General features: G+C 68.2%; 22 protein-coding genes. 17 read left to right on the plus strand and 5 right to left on the minus strand.

The genetic code is table 11. The features are described from left to right. Nucleotides 1–365 precede the first annotated feature (365 nt). Both ACFYTS_RS18000 and ACFYTS_RS18005 read left to right on the plus strand, forming a co-directional pair. The gene (locus tag ACFYTS_RS18000) at nucleotides 366–992 is read left to right on the plus strand and encodes a TetR/AcrR family transcriptional regulator (RefSeq protein ID WP_387305475.1); all 627 of its coding nucleotides are present in this window, start codon (nucleotides 366–368) and stop codon (nucleotides 990–992) included. A gap of 7 nt (nucleotides 993–999) precedes the next feature. Next, nucleotides 1,000–2,154 carry a hemerythrin domain-containing protein gene (locus ACFYTS_RS18005; RefSeq protein ID WP_387305477.1) on the plus strand — a complete coding sequence of 385 codons (1,155 nt, stop codon included), beginning with the start codon at nucleotides 1,000–1,002 and terminating at the stop codon, nucleotides 2,152–2,154. 33 nt (nucleotides 2,155–2,187) lie between these two features. Here the strand turns inward: ACFYTS_RS18005 and ACFYTS_RS18010 are convergent, their stop codons facing one another. Beyond that, entirely contained in the window at nucleotides 2,188–2,514 is a 327-nt protein-coding gene (locus ACFYTS_RS18010) for a helix-turn-helix domain-containing protein (RefSeq protein WP_357276973.1), read from the minus strand. Nucleotides 2,515–2,624: 110 nt separating this feature from the next. On the opposite strand from ACFYTS_RS18010, the gene ACFYTS_RS18015 reads away from it, so the two are divergent. Both ACFYTS_RS18015 and ACFYTS_RS18020 read left to right on the plus strand, forming a co-directional pair. Then, entirely contained in the window at nucleotides 2,625–3,494 is an 870-nt protein-coding gene (locus tag ACFYTS_RS18015; RefSeq protein WP_387305479.1) for an alpha/beta hydrolase, read from the plus strand. Nucleotides 3,495–3,513: 19 nt separating this feature from the next. Then, the gene (locus tag ACFYTS_RS18020) at nucleotides 3,514–4,518 is read left to right on the plus strand and encodes a YncE family protein (protein WP_387305482.1); all 1,005 of its coding nucleotides are present in this window, start codon (nucleotides 3,514–3,516) and stop codon (nucleotides 4,516–4,518) included. On the opposite strand, the gene mqo is transcribed toward ACFYTS_RS18020, so the two are convergent. Then, the gene (gene mqo, locus ACFYTS_RS18025; protein WP_387305484.1) at nucleotides 4,455–5,927 is read right to left on the minus strand and encodes a malate dehydrogenase (quinone); all 1,473 of its coding nucleotides are present in this window, start codon (nucleotides 5,925–5,927) and stop codon (nucleotides 4,455–4,457) included. The two genes, ACFYTS_RS18020 and mqo, sit on opposite strands and share 64 nt — an antisense overlap. Before the next feature lie 93 nt (nucleotides 5,928–6,020). Between mqo and ACFYTS_RS18030 the strand changes: the two genes are divergently transcribed. Then, nucleotides 6,021–6,956 (plus strand): LysR family transcriptional regulator, encoded by a 936-nt coding sequence (locus tag ACFYTS_RS18030; RefSeq protein WP_387305486.1) that lies wholly within the window; start codon nucleotides 6,021–6,023, stop codon nucleotides 6,954–6,956. On the opposite strand, the gene ACFYTS_RS18035 is transcribed toward ACFYTS_RS18030, so the two are convergent. Continuing rightward, nucleotides 6,937–7,401: an NUDIX hydrolase gene (locus ACFYTS_RS18035; RefSeq protein WP_357276963.1), complete on the minus strand. Its 465-nt coding sequence runs from the start codon at nucleotides 7,399–7,401 to the stop codon at nucleotides 6,937–6,939. The two genes, ACFYTS_RS18030 and ACFYTS_RS18035, sit on opposite strands and share 20 nt — an antisense overlap. A 220-nt stretch (nucleotides 7,402–7,621) precedes the next feature. Between ACFYTS_RS18035 and ACFYTS_RS18040 the strand changes: the two genes are divergently transcribed. The 8 genes from ACFYTS_RS18040 to ACFYTS_RS18075 all read left to right on the plus strand — a co-directional run bounded on the left by ACFYTS_RS18040 (nucleotide 7,622) and on the right by ACFYTS_RS18075 (nucleotide 14,688). Next, the gene (locus ACFYTS_RS18040) at nucleotides 7,622–8,293 is read left to right on the plus strand and encodes an NAD(P)H-binding protein (protein ID WP_387305488.1); all 672 of its coding nucleotides are present in this window, start codon (nucleotides 7,622–7,624) and stop codon (nucleotides 8,291–8,293) included. Between the two features lie 116 nt (nucleotides 8,294–8,409). After that, nucleotides 8,410–9,621 (plus strand): MoxR family ATPase, encoded by a 1,212-nt coding sequence (locus tag ACFYTS_RS18045; RefSeq protein ID WP_357082395.1) that lies wholly within the window; start codon nucleotides 8,410–8,412, stop codon nucleotides 9,619–9,621. Between the two features lie 24 nt (nucleotides 9,622–9,645). After that, nucleotides 9,646–10,620 (plus strand): DUF58 domain-containing protein, encoded by a 975-nt coding sequence (locus ACFYTS_RS18050; RefSeq protein ID WP_387305490.1) that lies wholly within the window; start codon nucleotides 9,646–9,648, stop codon nucleotides 10,618–10,620. Continuing rightward, nucleotides 10,617–11,642 (plus strand): VWA domain-containing protein, encoded by a 1,026-nt coding sequence (locus ACFYTS_RS18055; protein WP_357276959.1) that lies wholly within the window; start codon nucleotides 10,617–10,619, stop codon nucleotides 11,640–11,642. Before ACFYTS_RS18050 ends, ACFYTS_RS18055 begins: the two co-directional genes overlap by 4 nt. Before the next feature lie 49 nt (nucleotides 11,643–11,691). Further along, on the plus strand, nucleotides 11,692–12,411 hold the full coding sequence (fabG1, locus tag ACFYTS_RS18060) for a 3-oxoacyl-ACP reductase FabG1 (RefSeq protein ID WP_387305493.1): 720 nt from the start codon (nucleotides 11,692–11,694) through the stop codon (nucleotides 12,409–12,411). Nucleotides 12,412–12,478: 67 nt separating this feature from the next. Next, nucleotides 12,479–13,318, plus strand: a complete 840-nt coding sequence (gene inhA / locus ACFYTS_RS18065) for an NADH-dependent enoyl-ACP reductase InhA (RefSeq protein ID WP_357276955.1) — start codon at nucleotides 12,479–12,481, stop codon at nucleotides 13,316–13,318. A 34-nt stretch (nucleotides 13,319–13,352) separates the two neighbouring features. Further along, nucleotides 13,353–14,441 carry a ferrochelatase gene (locus ACFYTS_RS18070; protein WP_387305496.1) on the plus strand — a complete coding sequence of 363 codons (1,089 nt, stop codon included), beginning with the start codon at nucleotides 13,353–13,355 and terminating at the stop codon, nucleotides 14,439–14,441. Between the two features lie 10 nt (nucleotides 14,442–14,451). Beyond that, nucleotides 14,452–14,688 (plus strand): hypothetical protein, encoded by a 237-nt coding sequence (locus ACFYTS_RS18075; protein ID WP_357276951.1) that lies wholly within the window; start codon nucleotides 14,452–14,454, stop codon nucleotides 14,686–14,688. A 12-nt stretch (nucleotides 14,689–14,700) separates the two neighbouring features. Here ACFYTS_RS18075 and ACFYTS_RS18080 read toward each other — a convergent pair whose 3' ends face one another. Further along, on the minus strand, nucleotides 14,701–15,393 hold the full coding sequence (locus ACFYTS_RS18080; RefSeq protein ID WP_357276949.1) for a hypothetical protein: 693 nt from the start codon (nucleotides 15,391–15,393) through the stop codon (nucleotides 14,701–14,703). Nucleotides 15,394–15,503: 110 nt separating this feature from the next. Between ACFYTS_RS18080 and msrB the strand changes: the two genes are divergently transcribed. Beyond that, a complete protein-coding gene (gene msrB, locus ACFYTS_RS18085) occupies nucleotides 15,504–15,959 on the plus strand; it encodes a peptide-methionine (R)-S-oxide reductase MsrB (RefSeq protein ID WP_357276948.1) in 456 nt (151 codons plus the stop codon). Beyond that, a complete protein-coding gene (gene msrA, locus ACFYTS_RS18090) occupies nucleotides 15,956–16,468 on the plus strand; it encodes a peptide-methionine (S)-S-oxide reductase MsrA (RefSeq protein ID WP_357276946.1) in 513 nt (170 codons plus the stop codon). The genes msrB and msrA overlap by 4 nt, the downstream gene beginning before the upstream one ends. A gap of 295 nt (nucleotides 16,469–16,763) precedes the next feature. Here msrA and ACFYTS_RS18095 read toward each other — a convergent pair whose 3' ends face one another. Next, a complete protein-coding gene (locus ACFYTS_RS18095) occupies nucleotides 16,764–17,906 on the minus strand; it encodes an acyl-CoA dehydrogenase family protein (protein WP_387305501.1) in 1,143 nt (380 codons plus the stop codon). A 74-nt stretch (nucleotides 17,907–17,980) separates the two neighbouring features. On the opposite strand from ACFYTS_RS18095, the gene ACFYTS_RS18100 reads away from it, so the two are divergent. Then, nucleotides 17,981–18,577 (plus strand): TetR family transcriptional regulator, encoded by a 597-nt coding sequence (locus ACFYTS_RS18100; protein WP_357276942.1) that lies wholly within the window; start codon nucleotides 17,981–17,983, stop codon nucleotides 18,575–18,577. A 92-nt stretch (nucleotides 18,578–18,669) separates the two neighbouring features. Next, nucleotides 18,670–20,160 carry an FAD-binding oxidoreductase gene (locus ACFYTS_RS18105; protein ID WP_387305505.1) on the plus strand — a complete coding sequence of 497 codons (1,491 nt, stop codon included), beginning with the start codon at nucleotides 18,670–18,672 and terminating at the stop codon, nucleotides 20,158–20,160. Nucleotides 20,161–20,162 lie beyond the last annotated feature (2 nt).

Consider the following 20,162-nt stretch of genomic DNA (forward strand, 5'->3'; position numbering starts at 1 on the left):
TGTCGACTGAGACCATGTCGAACGTCCCTAACTTGAAAAGCGACTGTCCATGACGATTCTGCGCCCCGCCACCGCAACCAGTCGGTTTATTGATCAAAATGTTGGAAAAGGTTGTGCCTCACAGCGCGAGATCCGCATGGGTGAACGTTGATTTATGGGGTTTGACCTGCTCTATTAACGTAGTTTCATCGTGAAAATTACAGTGGTGTGAGCCGAGATCAGATCGAAAGCTGGCCTCTCGCAAGCCCTCGAACCCTCAACGAGGGAGTCACTGGCGAATATGGCGCAACCTGTCAATCGAGGCCTCCGCGGTAAATCGCTAGAACAGTCTTGTGTTGAATACGTGGTCGTTCCATACTTTTTCTGTGCCACCCGCCAAGCCCCGTCGCTACGAGTCGCCGCTCCGTCAGGAGACGGCGGCGCGGACCCGCCGGCGGGTCGTCGAGGTCGCCACGCGGCTGTTCGTCGAGCGGGGCTGGGAGGGCGCCTCCATGCGCGATGTCGCCCGCGAAGCGGGATGCTCGGTGGAGACCGTGTACGCGAGCGTCGGGAACAAGACCGCCCTGCTGAAGACCGTCCTCGACATCGCGGTGGTCGGCGACGACGCGCAGATCGCGCTCGACGATCGCCCGTGGTTCGGCGTGGGAGAAGGTCCCCTCGCGGCCCGGGTCGCCGCGCTGGCGGAGGTCAGCGCCGGGATCTACCGGCGCACCGCCGAACTGCGCCGGGTCCTCGACAGCGCGGCTCAGGGCAACGCCGATCTCGCCGAGCTGGACGCCGGAAGCCGTGCACAGGAACGCATCTCGCGCACCGCGCTGGTGTCCGCGGCGGCCGGACGGCCGTTGACCGAGCTGGAAGCCGATGCGGTCCAGTCGGTGTTCAGCAATGAGATCTACCGGCTCCTCACCACGGTCAGCGGGTGGAGTCATGCGCAGTATCAACAGTGGGCGGCCGGCGCGATCGTGCGGCTGCTCGACCTTCACGAGGAGTAGCAATGCCATGACCGCCGACACCGGCCTGGCCGGACCCGCGGATACCCGAGTCATGCGAATCGTTCATTCGGCCCTGCGGCGCGACTTCGAACGCGCCCGCCGCGCGCTCACCGAATGGCCCTATCCCTTCGACGAACAACGCCGGGCGCTGGCCGGCCATCTGCTCTGGATGATGGACTTCCTGCACCATCATCACGAATCCGAGGACGAGCACCTGTATCCGCTGGTCCGCGCGCGCAATTCGAGCGCGTGGACCCTGCTCGACACCATGAACGCCGATCATCGGAGCATCGCGCCCGCCATGGACGACCTCGGCGCCGCCGCCCGGACCTACCGTGACTCGGCCGAGCATCGCCCGGACGTGGTCGACGCTCTCGATGGGCTGACCGGCGTCCTGCTTCCGCATCTCGCGCGCGAGGAGGCGGAGATGATGCCGATCGTCTCGCAGACCCTCACCGACGCCGAGTGGCGGCACTGGGATCTCGAATACAACGTGAAACCGTTGGGGCCCATCGATTTATCGGATCAGGGCCTGTTCATCCTCGACGGCCTGCGAGGCCGGGATCGGACCGCCATCACCGAACTGGTCCCGGCGGTGCCGCGCTGGATCATTCTCCACCTGATGATCCACCGGTACCGGCACGGCGCGTTCCAGCGGTGGCGCACCAGCGAGTTCAGTTCCTTGAAGACCACACTCGTCGGCCGTCAGGAATTCGCGACTTCCGCGTCACCGCAACAGATCTGGGAGATTCTCGCCGACGTCACCCGCGTCGGCGAGTGGAGTCACGAGTGCCGTTCCGCGCGCTGGCTCGACGGCGCGACCGCGGCGGCCCCGGGCGCCCGATTCGTTGGGAACAGCCGATCCGGTGTCATGCGCTGGAGCCGCACCTGCACCATCACCGTGCTCGACGCCCCGCGCGAACTGGGCTGGGTCACCCACGGCGGCGTCTGCGGTGACAACACCGAATGGCGCTACACCCTCGAACCTTCCGAGGGCGGCACGCGCATCGTGCAGACCTACCGGGTGCTGTCCATGCCGATGTGGTTCGACCGCATCGTGTGGGTCGCGACCCCGGCCCATCATGACCGCCGGTCGGCGCTGCACTCCGATCTGGCCAGATTGGCCGGGATCGCGGAACGCTCGGGCCCTCGGGAGGGGTGAGGGCCGGAGTCGTGTGGTCCGCCGACCGTTCGGTCACGGGTGGTCGGCGGCCCAGGCGCAGATGGCGGCGAGCGGGGTCTGCAGCGACTTGCCGAGTTCGGTGAGGGAGTACTCGATGTGCTGCGGGGCGGTCTCCTTGAAGACGTGGCGTTCGACGAGCCCGTCGGATTCCATGCCGCGCAAGGTTTCGGTGAGCACCTTCTGGGTGATGCCGGGCAGGCGGCGGCGCAGCGCGGCCGGGCGTTGGGCGCCGTCGAGCAACGCGTAGATCAGCAGGATGCGCCATTTGGCGGCCAGGCGTTCGAGGGCCTGGCGGGTGGTGCAGGATTCCTCGAGTACGTCGGGGATCACCAGGTCCATCGCGCCTCCGTTCGGAAGGGCACTTCGAAGTGCCTTCTATCGGTGGCGGGGGTCCGCGCCTACCGTCTTGTTTCACCGTAATGCGACGACTTCGAGGACGAGAGCACCAGATGACTGTCAGCACAGTTCCGTTCACTTTCACCCGTGCCGGAGACCGACTGGTCGGCACGCTGTATGTGCCGGAGGACGAGCCCACCGGCGTGGTGGTCACGACCGGCCCGCTGACCTCCGTCAAGGAGCAGGCGGCGGGCGTCTACGCCGAAGCGTTGGCGCGCCGCGGGTTCGCCGCCCTGGCCTTCGATCACCGGACCTTCGGCGAGAGCGCCGGGGAGCCGCGGCAATTGGAGGACCCGCTGGGCAAGGCCGCCGACATCAGCGCCGCCGTCTCGGCGCTGGAAGCGGACGAGCGTTTCACCGGCAAGACCGTTGTCGCGCTGGGCGTCTGCGCCGGTGGCGGCTACATGGCCCGCGCGGTCGCCGACGATCCGCGCCTGCGGGCGTTCGCCGGTGTCGCGGGCGTGTATGCCGACGCGGCCGCCAACCCGGCCGATCCGGCGGTGGTCCAGCGTGGCCGCCTGGCTCGGGAGCGTCGTCTCGCCACCGGCGAGGTCGAGACCATCCCGGCGGTGGCCGTCGACAACGGCGACGTGGCCATGCCCCTGACCGAGGCGTTCGAGTACTACGGCACCCCGCGCGGCGTGGTCCCCAACTACACGAATGGTTTCGCCGTCGAATCCTTCGAGCACACCGCGGGTTTCGACGCCCAGGAGGCGGCGGCCCGGCTGTCGGTGCCGTTCCTGCTGGTGCACTCGGAGAACGCCCTGGTCCCGCCGTGGGCGCACAAGTTCTACGCTGGGGTGGCATCCCCGAAATCGGAGCTGTGGCTGGACTCGGTCGGCCAGATCGACTTCTACGACGATCCCCGGCTGATCGAGCCCGCCGCCGACGCGGCCGCCGACCTGTTCCGCGGCGTCTGCTGACCCGCGTGAGGTGAGCCGGATGTGGCCGAGACAGACCGGATGGGCGCTGACCGCGATCGCACTGGTCGCGGGCTGCTCATCCGGCCCGGCCACTACCGGCGGACCGCTGCCTCTGCGGAAGGTCGCCCAGGTGGCCCTGCCGGGCGGCTCCGCCCGATTCGATTACGCGACCTTGGATTCCGGTCGTGGACTGCTGTTCCTGGCACACATGGGAGCCGGTGAGATCGTCGAGGTCGACGTCCGCGCGCACCGCGTGGTGCGCACGATCGCCGACACTCCGGATGTCCACGGTGTGCTGGTCGTTCCGGAGAAACACCGGGTGTACGCGACCGTGACCGGGCGTGATCAGCTCGTCGCCCTGGACGAGGACAGCGGGTCGGTGCTGTTCACCGCGCCGACCGGCACGTATCCGGACGGGTTGGCCTACGATCCGGTGCGCGACGCGGTCTGGACCACCAATGAGCGCGCGGGCAGCGAGTCGGTCGTCGACGCCGACACCGGAAATGGCCGCGGCACGGTCACTCTGGGCGGCGAGGTCGGCAATGTCGTCTACGACCCGGGACCTGACCGCATGATCGTCGCGGTGCAGGGCCGAGGCGATCTGGCGGTCATCGACCCCGGCGCGCTGTCGGTCATCGACCGGATTCCGACGCCCGGCTGCTCGGGACCGCACGGTCAGGCGCTGGACGCGGCCCGGCAGCTGATGTACGTCGGCTGCGAGGACAATGCCGCGCTGGCCACGGTCGATCTGGCGAAACACGCTGTCACCGACCGGAACAGCGTCGGCCGGACCCCCGACGTACTCGCCTACGATCCCGGCGCGCAGCGCGTCTACGTGGCCGCCGAGAGCGGCTGGGTGAGCGCGTTCGACATCCGCACCGGGCGCCCGGCGCCCATAGGAGCCGAGCACCTGGCCGACGGCGCGCATGTCGTTGTGGTCGATCCGGCCGATCATCACGTCTATTTCCCGGTCCCCGCCGCGGCGTCGGGGCCCGTGCTGTGGGAGTTCGAGCCCTCGGCGTAGCCCGGCACCAGCTGCCGCAGACCCGCCTCCCAGCCCGAACGCTGCTGCGGGAAGCACCGTTCCAGGAGTTCGATCATGATCGCGGGCGCTGTCGACGCGCCGGGGGACGCGCCCAGCAAGCCCGCGATCGTGCCGTCGGCGCCGGTGACCAGTTCGGTGCCCATGGTCAGCACGCCCACCCGGTCGAGGTCGGGCTTCACCAGTTGCGCGCGCTGTCCGGCCTGGACGAGATACCAGTCGGCCGGATCGGCCTGCGGGTAGAAGCGCTGTAGCTGAGCGAACTTGCGCCGCCGGGTCGCGAGCAACTCGCCGATCAGATAGCGGACCAGCGGCAGATTCTGCAGTCCCGCCGCCACCAGCACCACGATGTTCGTCAGCCGCAGCGTGGCGAACAGGTCGATCAGCCTGCCGTGCCTGAGCAGCCGCGTACTGAACGTCGCGTACGGGCCGAACAGTAGCGAGGACTCGCCTCCGACGTTCCGCTTGTCCAAGTGCGGCACCGACATCGGGGGAGCGCCCAGCAGGGCCTGGCTGTAGACCTTCGCCTCGTGCCGGGCCACGACCTCGGGGTTGTCGGTCCGCAGGAACTGTGCGCCGACCGGAAAGACGCCGTAGCCGCGCACCTCGGGGATGCGGGCCCGCTGGAGCAGCTTCAGCGCGTAGCCGCCCGCTCCTACGAACACGAAACGGGCACGGACGGTGAAGCGCCGCTTACCGTTCCGATCCCGACCCGTCACCGTCCAGATCCCGTCGGCGTCGCGCCGCAGCCCCTTCACCTCGTGACCGGTGCGCACCCGCGCGCCCGCGTCGGTCATGGCCCGCACGAGCGACCCGGTCAGCGCTCCGAAATCGACGTCGGTGCCCGCCTCGAACCGGGTGGCGGCCACCGGTTGCCCCGGTTTCCGGCCCGCCATGAGCAGGGGAGCCCAGTTCGCGATGACGGCGGGATCCTCGCTGTACTCCATGGCCACGAACGCGGGCAGCGCACGCAGGGTCTCGAATCGCCGGCGCAGGTAGTCGACATCCCGCTCGCCGAACACCACATCCATATGCGGTGTCGCTGTGACGAATCCGGTGTCGGCCAGCGCGCCCCGCTCGGCCAGTCCCGCCCAGAACTGCCGCGACAGTGCGAACATCGACGCGATCTCGGCCGCCTTGCCCGCATCGCCCGGATCGGGCATGTAGTTGAGTTCGCACAGGCCCGAGTGCCCGGTGCCCGCGTTGTTCCACGGATCCGAGCTCTCGGCCGCCACCCGGTCGAGCCGCTCCAGCAAGGCCATCGACCAATCCGGTTGCAGCGCCGCGATCATCGCGCCGAGGGTGGCCGACATGATGCCGCCGCCGATCAGTACGACGTCGAGAATCTCTGTGTCCGCCGGGGTTTCGGTGGGTGTGGCGTGATCGTCCATCTGCGTGACCTCCTGATCGGCGGGTACTCCGTCATCGTCACGCCGTGCACATCCATCCGTCCAATGCTCATTCCATGAGGTTATGATCCGAATATGGATGAATTGCTGGCGTCGCAGGTGGAAGCCCTGATCCCATTGATCGCGGCGTTCGATGCGGCCGCGGGGGAGGGGCACGTCACCCGGGCGGCGCAGCGGCTGGGTGTGCCGCAGTCGTCGGTGAGCCGCCGATTGAAGGCGGTCGAGCAGGCGGTCGGGGTGAAACTCTTCCAACCGGTCGGTCGCCGTATCGCCCTCACCGCCGCCGGCCAGGAACTCCACGAACGCACCCGCGGCCTGGTTCAGGCCCTCACCGATGCCGTCGACGTGGTCCGCAGCGACGCCGACCCCGACAGCGGCCTGGTCCGCTTCGGTTTCCCGTTCACCCTCGGCCCGGTCAGCATCCCGTCACTCCTGGCCGACTTCCACGCGGGCGCACCCCGTATCCGCCTGCACCTCGTGCAGGCTCACGGCAGCGCCCTGACCGACATGGTCCGCGACGGCCGCCTGGATCTGGCCGTCACCATCCCGGCCCCCGACGACCTGCCCGCGATCATCCTGGGCCACCAGCGCCTGCATCTGTACGTAGCCGACGCCCACCCGCTGGCAACCCGCGCCGAGGTCGAGCTCGCCGAACTGGCCGACGAGCCGTTCATCGCGAACCCGCCGACCTACCACCTGCGTCGCCTGGTCGACTCCTGGTGCGCCCAGGCCGGATTCACCCCGCGCGTCGGCTTCGAGATCACCGAGTTCGAGACTCTGCGCGCCTTGGTCGCCCAGAATCTCGGCATCGCGGTGTTGCCCGCCCCGGAGGTCGCCCACCCGGGCCTGTCACGCGTGAGCCTGGCCGGTGCGCGGGACCGCAGCATCGGCCTGGTCTCGGGCAGCCACCGCCCGACTCCCGCGGTGGCACGCCTGCGTGATCATGTTGCCGCGCAGGCCCTGTCCTATCTCGGGCGCGGCGCGGACCCGGCTACTCCTGGTAGGTCGTGAGGATGCGCCGGATCGACGAGGTGACCGGCAGGTCCCCGGTCAGCGGCACCCACCGGTATTCGGCGTAGTTGGTCACCCGCACCGGTCCGGCGCTGGCCACCACTGCGGCGAAATGCTCCCGGCGCACCGGTTTCCCGGCGCTGGACAGGTAGTCGAAGCTGCCGAGGTGGCGCACGATATCCGTGACCGCCAGACCGGTCTCCTCGCGCACGGCCCGTACCACAGCGCTGGCCAGCGACTCGCCCGGGCGCACCACGGTGCCCGGTAGGTGCAGCGGACTGCGCCCTTCGACGTGCTCCTCGTGCTCGAGCATCAGTACCGAGTCATTGTGCTCGACGACCACCCCCACCCGTAGCGCGACTCCCTCCGCGGCGGCCCGCTCCCGCAGTTCCTGCAACACTGTTTCGCCGATGGACTGCCCGGGCGAAACTTCGAAATCCCACACTGCACACCACATCCCGTATCACCGGACACCGTCGACCGATACGGATAACGCTACCGGCGGAGAAACGGTCGGCGGCAGAGACATTCGCAAGAATAGGCGCACTTCCGTCCCAGCGATCCAGGGTCCGGAAACTTTCTCGACACCGGCCGGAAATGCCTGCGTGCCATCACCGCGGCGGGGGTGGGAAGCTGGACCGGTACCGCCTACGAGAGGAGTCATCGTGAAGGTGTTCCAGATCGGCGCGGCCGGCGGTATCGGCCGCCGCCTGGCGACCCTGCTCACCGCTCGCGGTGACGAGGTCACCGGCATGCACCGCGGCCCCGCGCAGGCCGAGATCATCGCCGCGACCGGCGCGACCCCGCTGCACGGCGACCTGATCGCCGATTCGGTCGACGAGCTGGCCGCCAAGTTCCACGGCCACGACGCCATCGTCTTCTCCGCGGGCGCGCACGGCACCGGCGTGGACCAGACCAGCCTCATCGACGGCCGCGGCCTGGAGAAGGCCGCCGACGCCGCCCGCTTCGCCGGAGTGGCCCGCTTCATCCTGGTCTCGGTATTTCCCGACGCGGGCCGCGACCGCGAGACCAGCCCCGGTTTCGAGCACTACATGCGGGTGAAGAAGACCGCCGACGCCTATCTGGTCGGCACCGATCTGGACTGGCTGATCGTCCGCCCCGGCACGCTGCGCGACGAGCCCGGAACCGGCCTGGTCGCAGCCGGACTCGCGATCGAATACGGCGATGTGCGCCGCGACGACGTGGCCGCCTTCATCGACGTGGCCCTGCACCGCCCGGCGCTGAACCGGGTGATTCTGGAACTGACGGCCGGTCACACGGCGGTCGCCGAGGCCGTGGAGCTGGTGCTGGAGCGCTCGACCACGGCCAGGAAATAGCCGAATCCCGGATTTCGCGGCCGAAATTCGCGCCCCGATCGCGGGCGGGTGCGGCAATCGCGCGAGATACCTGGAATAGTTGGGGCGGAACGCACAGGACCAAGGCGAAAGCGGGGATGTTGGTGACTTCGACTGACGGTGTGAGCGGGGTAAGCACGGTGAAGGACGCACCTTCGGCTCCGAGCACCCTCGAGCGCGATGTCCAGACCCTGGAAAAGGCGATCTACGAAGTCAAACGTGTGATCGTCGGTCAGGATCGGCTGGTCGAGCGGCTGTTGGTCGGTGTTCTCGCCAAGGGGCACGTGCTGCTCGAAGGTGTGCCGGGTATCGCCAAGACCCTGGCCGTGGAGACCTTCGCGACCGTGGTGGGCGGCAGCTTCTCGCGCGTGCAGTTCACCCCGGACCTGGTGCCCACCGACCTCGTCGGTACCCGCATCTACCGGCAGGGCCGCGAGGAGTTCGACACCGAGCTGGGCCCGGTGGTCGCCAACTTCGTGCTCGCCGACGAGATCAACCGCGCGCCCGCCAAGGTGCAGTCCGCGCTGCTCGAGGTGATGGCCGAGCGGCACGTGTCCATCGGCGGCAAGACCTACCCGATGCCGAATCCGTTCCTGGTCATGGCGACTCAGAACCCGATCGAGTCCGAGGGCGTGTACCCGCTGCCCGAGGCGCAGCGCGACCGCTTCCTGTTCAAGGTCGTCGTCGACTACCCCTCGGTCGAGGAGGAGCGCGAGATCATCTACCGGATGGGTGTCACCCCGCCGGAGCCCAAGCGGGTTCTCGACCCGGCCGAGCTGGTGCGGCTGCAGAACGTCGCCGCCAACACCTTCGTGCACCACGCCCTGGTCGACTATGTCGTCCGGGTGATCGCCGCGACCCGCAAGCCCGCCGACTTCGGTATGCAGGATGTCGCCGGCTGGATCTCCTACGGCGCGTCCCCGCGAGCCTCGCTGGGCATCATCGCCGCCGCCCGCGCGGTGGCCCTGATCCGCGGCCGCGACTATGTGGTGCCGCAGGACGTGGTCGAGGTGATCCCGGACGTGCTGCGTCACCGCCTGGTGCTGTCCTACGACGCGCTGGCCGACGAGGTCAGCCCGGACGACGTGATCAAGCGCGTGCTGCAGACCGTCGGCCTGCCGCAGGTCGCCGCCCAGGCCAACGCCCCGGCCGGCGCACCCGCCCCGATGCCCGCCGCCGTGCCGCAGCCCGGCATTCCGCAGCAGCCGGGTGTGCCCGCGCAGGGCATTCCGCAGCCGCCGCAGCAGGGCATCCCGCAGCCTCCGAACGGTCAGATGCCCGGCGTCCCCGGTCAGCCGCAGCCGAAGTAGGTGGCCACGGAATCGACTGCGCCCGTGACGATCTCAACTCCCAGCGACTCCCCGCACACCCCGCCCTCGTTCCGGCAGGGTCAGCTCACCGACCCGCGGTTGTCGGCGGCGCTGCGGACGCTCGAACTCACCGTGCGCCGGCGCCTCGACGGCGTCCTGCACGGTGACCACCTGGGCCTGATCCCGGGTCCCGGCTCCGAGCCCGGCGATGCCCGCATGTATCAGCCGGGCGACGATGTGCGGCAGATGGATTGGTCGGTCACCGCCCGCACCACCCACCCGCACGTACGGCAGATGATCGCCGACCGTGAGCTGGAGACCTGGCTGGTGGTCGACCTGTCGGCCAGCCTCGATTTCGGTACCGCGCTGTGCGAGAAGCGGGATCTGGTGGTCGCCGCGGCGGCCGCGGTCACGCATCTGACCAGTGGCGGTGGCAACCGGATCGGTGCGGTGGTGACCAATGGCAATGAGCTGATCCGCATTCCGGCCCGCAGTGGCCGGGTGCACGAGCAGTCGTTGCTGCGCAAGATCGCGACCACCCCGCACGCCCCGGACGGTGTCCGCGGTGACCTGCGCGACGCGATCGAGGCGCTGCGCAGACCGCAACGCAAACGCGGTCTGGCCGTGGTCATTTCCGACTTCCTGGGCGATATCGACTGGCAGCGGTCGCTGCGCGCCATCTCCGGCCGCCACGACCTGCTCGGTGTCGAGGTGCTGGACCCGCGCGATCTGGAGCTTCCGGATCTGGGCGATGTGGTCCTGCACGACCCGGAGACCGGACGGACCCGGGAATTCAGTGTGACTCCCACGCTCCGCGCCGATTTCGCGCGCGCCGCGCAAGGCCATCGGGATCAGGTCGAGCAGGCGTTGCGCAGTTGTGGTGCGCCGGTGATGACCCTGCGCACCGACGGCGACTGGATCGCGGACGTGGTTCGATTCGTGTCCACCCGGCGCCACACCTTTGGCGCCCCGAACGCCGGACGGGTGCCGCGCCAGTGACTATCGGCGAGCTGACCTTCAGCCTTTCGCATTTCGCCTACCAGTATTGGCTGGCCTTCCTGGCCGTGATCGCGCTGGCGGCGCTGATCTACATCCTGATGCAGCAGCGGCGTCGCAAACAGATGCTGCGCTTCTCCAATATGGAGATGCTGGAGAAGGTGGCGCCCCGCCAGCCCAAGCCGTGGCGGCACATTCCCGTCGCGGTGACCCTGGTCGGCCTCATGTTCCTCACCTTCGCCGCGGCCGGTCCGACCGCGGCGAAGAAGGTGCCCCGCAACCGCGCCACGGTGATCCTGGTGATCGACGTGTCGCTGTCGATGGAGGCCACCGACGTGCCGCCCAGCCGGATCCAGGTGGCCAAGAAGGCCGCCAAGGAATTCGCGGACAATCTGACCCCGGGCATCAACCTGGGTCTGGTCACCTTCGCGGGTACCGCGTCGGTGCAGGTGTCGCCGACCACGAATCGGGAGGCGGTCAAGGCCGCCATCGACACCATGAAGCTGGCCGAGCGCACCGCGACCGGTGAGGGCATCCTGACCGCGTTGCAGTCCATCGACACTCTGGCCTCGGTGCTGCCGGGTGCGGAGAAGCCGCCGCCGGCCCAGGTGGTGCTCATGTCCGACGGTAAGCAGACCGTCCCGGACGACAAGGATGTCGAGAATCCCCGCCACGGCTTCACCGCCGCGCGTCTGGCGAAGGAGAAAGGCATTCCGGTGTCGACGATCTCGTTCGGCACCACGTGGGGCACCGTGGAGATCCCCGACCAGGACGGCAAGGGCTCCCAGCGGGTCCGTGTCCCGGTGGACGACGATTCGCTGCGCGAGATCGCGAAACTGTCCGGCGGCGAGTTCTTCACCGCCTCCACGCTGGAAGAACTCAAGAACGTCTACGCGCACTTGGAAGAGCAGATCGGCTTCGAGACGACCGTCGCCGACGCCAGCCGCCCGTGGTTGCTGCTGGGTTTGGTGGTGACTGCCGCCGGGTTGGTGGCCGCGTTGCTCTATCGTCAGCGTCTGCCGTAAATCGGTACCGCGCGCCGAGTCCCGAACACGAACAGATAGGTTTGCGTCTATGTCGAACATCACATCCCGGTCGGTCCTGGTGACCGGCGGTAATCGCGGCATCGGGCTCGCGGTCGCCCAGCGCCTGCTCGCCGACGGACACAAGGTCGCCGTCACCCACCGCGGGTCCGGCGTTCCCGAGGGTCTCTTCGGCGTGAAATGCGATGTGACCGATAGCGAATCGGTCGATCGGGCGTTCTCCGAGGTGGAGGCGCACCAGGGTCCGGTCGAGGTCGTCGTCGCCAACGCGGGCATCGTGGACAACACCTTGTTCATGCGCATGAGCGAGGAGTCGTTCACCAAGGTCATCGATGCCAACCTGACGGGTGCGTGGCGAGTCGCCCAGCGTGCCAACCGCAACATGCTCAAGAACCGCTTCGGCCGCATCGTCTTCCTCGGCTCGGTGGTCGGCCAGATGGGTTCGCCTGCGCAGGTCAGCTACGCGGCGTCCAAGTCCGGTCTGATCGGTATGGCTCGCGCCATCACGCGTGAGGTCGGCAAGCGCAACATCACCGCGAACGTGGTCGCGCCCGGCCTGATCGACACCGACATGACCCGCGAGGACATGACCGAGGAAATGCGCAAGAACGTCCTCGAGATCATCCCCGCGGGCCGGATGGGTCAGGTCGAGGATGTCGCGGCGGCGATCAGCTTCCTCGTCTCCGATGACGCGGCCTACATCTCCGGCGCGATCATCCCCGTCGACGGCGGTATGGGCATGGGCCACTGAGCCTTCCGCTCAGGCCCGACCCGAACCCTCACCCCCAGCATTTCTAACGAGGAGAACCCACCACCCCATGGCTGGATTGCTCGCAGGCAAGACCGTACTCATCACCGGCATCATCACCGACTCCTCCATCGCCTTCCACGCGGCCGCGGTCGCGCAGGAGCAGGGCGCGAAGGTGATCATCACCGGCATCCCGGAGCGGCTGCGCCTCATCGACCGCATCGCCAAGCGCCTGCCGCAGGAGGTGCCCCCGGCCATCGGTCTGGACGTCACCAGCGAGGAGAACCTGGCCGAGCTGCCGGAGAAGCTGCGTGAGCTGGCTCCGGAGGGCATCGACGGCGTACTGCACTCGATCGCCTTCGCGCCCAAGACCCTGATGGGCCCGGACGCGGTGAACTTCCTCGACGCCCCCGGCCCGGACGCGGCCAAGGCGTTCGAGATCTCGGCGTGGTCGTACGCCTCGCTGGCGCGCGCCGTGCTCCCCGCCATGAACGAGGGCGGCTCGATCGTGGGCATGGACTTCGATCCGCGCACCGCGATGCCGTACTACAACTGGATGGGTGTCGCCAAGGCGGCGCTGGAGTCGGTGAACCGCTACGTGGCGCGGGAAGTCGGCACCGCCAAGAAGGTTCGCTCCAACCTGATCGCGGCCGGTCCGATCAAGACCCTCGCGGCCAAGGCCATCGCGGGCACCGCCACCGACGACGCCAAGCAGCTGAACATGCTCAACGAGTACTGGGACGGCGCGTCGCCGATCGGCTGGAACGTCGACGACCCGTCGGTGGTCGCCAAGTCCGTCGTGGCCCTGCTGTCGGATTGGCTGCCGGGCACCACCGGTTCGATCATCTACGTCGATGGCGGCGCCAGCCACAACACGTGGTTCCCGGAAGCCGGTTTCGGCTCCAACTGATCGTCAGCGGTTCGATTTTCTGAGGAGGAGAGCAGTGCAGGCGGAGCCCGCGGCTCGTGAAGTGGACGCCCTGCTACTGCTGTCCTTCGGCGGTCCCGAGCGCCCCGAGGACGTGATGCCGTTCCTGGAGAACGTCACTCGGGGCCGGGGCGTGCCGCCGGAACGCCTGGCCGAGGTCGCGCAGCATTATCTGCACTTCGGCGGGGTGTCCCCGATCAATGCGCTGAACCTCGACATCATCAAGGCGATCGAGGCCGAATTCGGCTCGCGCGGTATCGATCTGCCGGTGTATTTCGGCAATCGCAACTGGCATCCCCTGGTCGAGGCGACCGTCGAGGGCATGCGCGCCGACGGTGTTCGCTCGGCGCTGGTGTTCCCGACGTCCGCGTGGGGCGGGTATTCGGGCTGCCTGCAATACCAGGAGGACATCACGCGGGCCCGCGCCGCGGTCGCCGATGCCCCCGAATTGGTGAAGTTGCGCCAATATTTCGATCATCCGTTGTTCGTGGAGGCGTTCGCGGACGCGATTCGTGCGGCGGTCGCGGAATTGCCGCAGGACAAGCGGGATTCGGCCCGCCTGGTCTTCACCGCGCATTCCGTGCCGGTCTCCGCCGATATCGCCTCCGGTCCGCCCGACGAACAGCGTCTCTACAGCCGTCAGGTCGCCGAGGCGGCCCGATTGTGCGCGGCGGCAACCGGATTCGACGCCTACGATCTGGTGTGGCAGTCGCGCTCGGGCCCGCCGCAGGTGCCGTGGCTGGACCCCGACATCGTCGATCATCTCGACGCGCTCGCCGACCAGGGTGTGGACTCCGTCGTGGTGTGCCCGGTGGGTTTCGTCTCCGACCACCTCGAGGTCATCTGGGACCTGGACAACGAGGCGAAAGAGCGGGCCGCCGAACTGGGTATGGCCTTCGCCCGCGCCGCCACCCCCGGCCCTGACCCGCGTTTCGCGCGCATGGTCGCCGATCTGGTGCAGGAGTACCTGACCGCCGCCGCCCCGGCGCGTCTGAGCGACATCACCGGCCTGGGCTGCACCGTCGACGGCGCGCCGTGCGTGGTCGGCTGCTGCGCCCTGCCGCCCCGCAGGCCCGCGGTGGCACCGGCGGCCGCCGAATTGTAGTCTCGCCCAGGTGACTACACCCGGACGCGGAACTCCGCAACGCCGTCAGCCCGCCTCGGGCGGCACCGCCGCCCGCAAGCCGCAGCGCACCTTCGGGCCGCCGGACATGTTCGTCTGGGCGCCGGTGCTGACCCTGTTCCTGGCCGCCGGCATCGTCGGCACCATCGGCCAGTCCATCATGTTCGCCGCCGCGTTCGTCGCGATCGCGGTGGTCATGCTGGTGGCCGACATGTTCTTCAACCGCTGAACGATTCGCCTGTCAGTGCAGGACGTTCACCGCGCGGGCGACGACCAGGCTCACGGTGACGAGGGAGACCGCGGACTGCACCATCATGAGAAGCTTGGCCCAGCGGGTCATGGGCATCACGTCGGTGGGGCTGAAGGCGGTCGCGTTGGTGAACGACAGATACAGATAATCCGGAAATTGCGGCTCCCACTCGGGATCGGCGAGTTCCGGATTCTGCATCTGGACCCACAGGAAATCCGGATACGGCTTGCGGGCGTGGGCGCGCGCCGCGGGACCGCCCCGGTCGAAATCCCAGTACCAGAGCGCGAACACCAGCACGTTGGACAGCCAGACCGCGGCGCCCGAGCCGAGCAGTCCGGCGGCGTTGTTCGCGGCGGTACCGTTGATCAGCGATTTCACCAGGTGGGATACCGACCACACCATGCCGAAGCCGAGCAGCCCCATCAACAGCAGGCTGAATCGCCGCAGTCGTTCGTCCTCGCGGTCGAGCCGTACCGGGTTGGCGATCACCAGGATGAGCAGCAGCGCGAACCCGACGATCGGCACGACCCAGTTGGGCCCGGCCGAGTATTCGGGCGGCAGGAGGTACTGCACCAGCAGGATCCCGACGACGGCAGCGGTGGCCGCCCAGCGCGATTCCCCGGCCGTACGCCGCGCCCACGCGGGCACCTGATCGTCGTCGGCGTCGTTCCTGGCTGCGCTCACGATCGTGAGTATGCCCGGCGGGTAAAGGTGACAGAAGTATGACGCGGGCTCGCGAACGGACTTTCCGTCGGGCAGGGTGGGTTGTAGCTGGGGCCTACCAAGGAGGTCATGTGGCACGGGAGTACAACCGGAATCCGGCGGCGGTGGCGGCGCTGTCGCCCGAGCAGTATCACGTCACCCAGGAGAACGGCACCGAGCGGGCGTTCACCGGCGAGTACTGGGACAATCACGAGCCCGGTATCTACGTGGACGTGGTGTCCGGGGAGCCGTTGTTCGCGTCGACGGACAAGTTCGAGAGTGGATCGGGGTGGCCGAGTTTCACCAAGCCGATCGACGCGACGAATGTGGCCGAGAAGCGCGACGTCAGCCATTTCATGGTGCGCACCGAGGTGCGGTCGGTGCACGGTGACAGCCATCTGGGCCACGTGTTCCCCGATGGCCCGCGCGACGCGGGCGGGCTGCGCTACTGCATCAACTCGGCGTCGCTGCGGTTCGTGCATCTCGATGATCTGGAATCCGAAGGCTATGGACAGTACAAGACGCTGTTCACGAAGGAGGAAGCGTGAGCGACACACGCAAGGCGATTCTGGCCGGTGGCTGTTTCTGGGGCATGCAGGATCTGATCCGGCGTCAGCCCGGTGTCATCGACACCCGGGTCGGATACACCGGCGGCCGCAACGACAACCCCACGTATCGCAATCACCCCGGGCACGCGGAGGCCGTGGAGATCGTCTACGACCCGGCCCAGACCGATTACCGTGCGCTGCTGGAGTTCTTCTTCCAGATCCACGATCCGAGCACCAAGGATCGGCAGGGCAACGACATCGGCTCGAGCTACCGCTCCGCCATCTTCTACCTGGATGACGAGCAGAAGCGGGTCGCCGAGGACACCATCGCCGATGTGGATGCCTCGGGCCTGTGGCCGGGCAAGGTGGTCACCGAGGTGACCCCGGCGAGCGCGTTCTGGGATGCCGAGCCGGAGCACCAGGACTACCTGGTCCGCTACCCGAACGGCTACACCTGCCACTTCCCGCGTCCGGGCTGGAAGCTGCCCCGGCGCGAGACCACGGCGTAGCAGTGAAAACGAGGGCCTCACCGCGGCATTCGCCCCGGTGAGGCCCTTCTTTTCGCCCGGCGCCGGGATCCGACTGAGGCCGGACCGAGCATCGATCTTCCGTGGGCCGCGACCGGCGGCCCCGGATCCCGTGCCACGGTCACGAATCCGCGCACACTGCGCTCTACTGGGGGCCAGAACCGCGGTAGCTACCAGCAGTCGCCGTTGTGGTGCCAATTCGGCAGCTGCTGACCATATTCCACCGCCGTCCCGCGTGCCCACGCGGGACGGCTGAACCCCGTCGTTCGGCCGCCGCTCAGTCGCTGGCCAGCGACCGTGCGATGACCAGGCGCTGGATCTGGTTGGTGCCCTCGAAGATCTGGGTGATCTTGGCTTCGCGCATGTAGCGCTCGACGGGGAAGTCCTGGGTGTAGCCGTAGCCGCCGAGGACCTGGACGGCGTCGGTGGTGACCTTCATGGCGGCGTCGGTGGCGACGAGTTTGGCGACGCTGGCCTGGCGGGAGTAGGGGAGGCCGGCGTCGCGGCGGCGGGCGGCGTCGAGATAGGTGGCACGGGCGGAGTCGACGGCGGCGGCCATGTCGGCGAGGACGAAGCCCAGGCCCTGGTGGTCGATGATGGCGCGGCCGAACGCTTCGCGCTGCTTGGCGTAGGCGACGGCGTCGTCGAGGGCGCGCTGCGCGATGCCGGTGGCGACGGCGGCGATGCCCAGGCGGCCGGAGTCCAAGGCACTGAACGCGATCGGGAGACCCTGGCCCGGTGCGCCGAGGAGGCGCTCGGTGGGCACGAACGCGTCGTCGTAGGCGGCGCTGGTGGTGGGGACCGCGCGCAGCCCCATCTTCTCCTCGGGCTTGCCGAAGGTCAGGCCCTCGGTGCCGGCGGGCACGAGGAAGCAGGAGATGCCGCGCGAGCCCTCGCCGGTGCGGGCGAACAGGGTGTAGTAATCGGCCTTGCCGCCGTTGGTGATCCATGCCTTGGTGCCGGTGATCCGGTAGCCGCCCTCGGCCTCGACGGCCCGGCAGCGCAGCGCTGCGGCATCGGAACCGGCATGCGACTCGGAGAGGCTGTACGCGCCGATGAGATTGCCCGACAGCATGTCCGGCAGCCAGCGCTGCTTCTGCTCGTCGGTGCCGTAGGCGAACAGCGGGTGGCACGACAGGCTGTGCACACTGACCGCCACCGCGACCGCCGCCCACCGTGCGCCCAGTTCTTCGAGCACCTGGAGGTACACCTCGTAGGGCTGGCCGCCCCCGCCGAACTCCTCCGGATACGGCAGGCTCAGCAGCCCCGCCGCGCCGAGCGCCCGGAACGCCTCGTCCGGATAGCGCTCCTGCTTCTCGTACTCGGCCGCGATCGGCTCGAGCACCTTGTCCGCGATATCGCGGGTGAGCTCGATGAGGTCGCGGGCTTCGGACGTGGGCAGCAAACGATCGACGGGCATGAGGTCACAGTACGACTGACACCCAATTGCGTGCAAGGCAGCACGCAATTTCGTAAGGCGGCTAGACTGACCAGGTGGTATCCGGTCTACCCCCGAACAAGCACCAGGAGAAGAGCCTCCGCACCCGAGCCCTGCTGCTCGACGCCGCCATCGACAGCCTGGCCGAGGTCGGGTACGCGAGCGCCTCCATCGCGGATATCACCGCGCGGGCCGGGGTGACCCGGGGCGCGCAGCTGCACCACTTCCACACCCGGCAGGAATTGTTCGCCCAGACCATCGAGCACCTGACGCAGCGGCAGGGCGAGGCGCTGCGGCGGCGGGAGCGGACGCTGCCGGGGGCGTCGTCGCCGGGGGAGGTGCTCGTCGAGCTGGTGACCGCACCCTTCGCGGGCAAACTGGGCAAGGCGGCGGTGGAGCTGTATGTCGGCATCGCCAATGACAAGGAACTGCGCCGCAACATGCTGCGCGTGCAGCACGACCTGACCGCCGAACTGCTCGACGCCTGCGGCCGTTTCGTGGACGTCCCGCGGGAGCGACTGGAAGCCGCGTTCTGGCTCACCATCAATTTGGTGCGCGGTGCGACCCTGGACGAGATGGTCGGTCGAGATCGACTGCGACGCAAACAGGTTCTCTCCGACTGGGCACGGCTCGCCGACGGCATGCTGGCGTAAACGCATCGGTCTCGGGGCGCGATAACGAACCGTTGAGTGGTTCGTTATCGCGCCCGGGCAGTCGGGCGTGACCTCGGGGGAGGTGCGCCGTCATGGCGATCGATCGTCGAAACCTGTTGCGGGCGACCGCGCTCGGAGTCGGGCTGGCCGGATTGAGTTCGGTGACCGGCTGCGGACCGGACGGTCTGCCGCGTGCGGAAACACCTGCTGGGCAGGTAGACTGGGAAGGGCTCCGCCAGCGTCTGACCGGGACCCTGAACTTGCCTTCCGATTCCGGTTACGGGACAGCCAAATTGGCCTTCAATCCGGTGTTCGACAGTCGGCGTCCGGCGGCGGTCGCTCAGGTGACCAACGCATCCGATGTGCAGGCGTGTGTGAACGCCGCGGCGAGCGCGAGGATCCCGGTGGCCGCACGCAGCGGTGGCCACAGCTATGGCGGGTACTCGACGCCTGACAACGGCCTGGTCGTCGACCTGGGATCCATGAGCGGTGTGGAGGTGAAGCCGGACGGCACCGCGGTCATCGGTGCGGGCGCCCGGCTGATGGACGTGTATTCGGCGCTGGCGAAGGCTGGTCGCTGCCTGCCCGCGGGCTCGTGCCCGACGGTGGGCATCGCGGGTCTGACCCTGGGCGGCGGCCTCGGCGTCTTGACCGGCAAGTACGGATTGACCTGCGACAACCTGATTTCGGCGCAGGTGGTCACCGCCGACGGAACCGTCCGCACGGCCTCGGCGACCTCCGAACCCGACCTGTTCTGGGCGCTGCACGGTGGTGGCGGCGGCAACTTCGGCATCGTCACCTCCTTCACCTTCAAGACCGTCGCGGCGCCGCAGCTGGCGGTCTTCCAGGTCCGCTTCCCGGCCGGATCGCTGACGGAGGTCCTCGGAGCCTGGCAGACGTTCACGGCCTCCGCGCCCGACGAATTCTGGTCCACCCTCGGCATTTCCGCCGGGAGCCCGCCGACGTGCCGGATCAACGGATGTTATGTCGGGTCGGAGAGCACTATGAATGCCCTGCTCGACAAACTGGTCGCGGCCACGAGGACGCAACCGTCCAACCGGTATTCGCTGTCCAAGGATTACCTCTCGGCGATGATGTATTTCGGCGGCTGCGCGAATTACTCGGTCGAGCAGTGCCGGCCGGACTGGAATGGCGGGGGAGTGCTCGGACGGGAGTCGTTCACGGCATCCTCGCGAGTGCTGACGAAACCACTGGCGGACCCGAGCCGATTGACCGCATTGTTGACCGGGCACAGCGGAATGGATGTGTTGCTCGACAGCATGTCCGGCGCACCGGCGCGAATCGGTTCGAAGGACACGGCATTTCCCTATCGCGGCGCGTTGGCGACGGCACAGATTTACGTAGGTGCGACCACCCCGGAGGCGCGGACGGCGGTGAACGACGTGCGGGATGGTCTCGGTGCGTTGACCGGCAATACGGCCTTCGTCAATTACATCGATCCCGGCCTATCCAACTGGGCGCCCGCCTATTACGGCGACAATGCGTCCCGGCTGCGCGGGATCGCCAAGCACTATGACCCCGCCGGTGTCTTCACCTTCGACCAATCGGCGTCGAGGGCTTGAGG

This window comes from Nocardia sp. NPDC004151 (genome assembly GCF_042874235.1).
GTDB lineage: Bacteria > Actinomycetota > Actinomycetes > Mycobacteriales > Mycobacteriaceae > Nocardia.

Coding starts and splice junctions, on each gene's coding strand:
- ACFYTS_RS18005 (WP_387305477.1), top strand. CDS start 1,000: ATGACCGCCGACACCGGCCTGGCCGGACCCGCGGATACCCGAGTCATG.
- mqo (WP_387305484.1), bottom strand. CDS start 5,927: ATGGACGATCACGCCACACCCACCGAAACCCCGGCGGACACAGAGATT.
- inhA (WP_357276955.1), top strand. CDS start 12,479: ATGGCTGGATTGCTCGCAGGCAAGACCGTACTCATCACCGGCATCATC.
- ACFYTS_RS18105 (WP_387305505.1), top strand. CDS start 18,670: ATGGCGATCGATCGTCGAAACCTGTTGCGGGCGACCGCGCTCGGAGTC.
- ACFYTS_RS18010 (WP_357276973.1), bottom strand. CDS start 2,514: ATGGACCTGGTGATCCCCGACGTACTCGAGGAATCCTGCACCACCCGC.
- fabG1 (WP_387305493.1), top strand. CDS start 11,692: ATGTCGAACATCACATCCCGGTCGGTCCTGGTGACCGGCGGTAATCGC.
- ACFYTS_RS18095 (WP_387305501.1), bottom strand. CDS start 17,906: ATGCCCGTCGATCGTTTGCTGCCCACGTCCGAAGCCCGCGACCTCATC.
- ACFYTS_RS18015 (WP_387305479.1), top strand. CDS start 2,625: ATGACTGTCAGCACAGTTCCGTTCACTTTCACCCGTGCCGGAGACCGA.
- ACFYTS_RS18030 (WP_387305486.1), top strand. CDS start 6,021: ATGGATGAATTGCTGGCGTCGCAGGTGGAAGCCCTGATCCCATTGATC.
- ACFYTS_RS18045 (WP_357082395.1), top strand. CDS start 8,410: ATGTTGGTGACTTCGACTGACGGTGTGAGCGGGGTAAGCACGGTGAAG.
- ACFYTS_RS18020 (WP_387305482.1), top strand. CDS start 3,514: ATGTGGCCGAGACAGACCGGATGGGCGCTGACCGCGATCGCACTGGTC.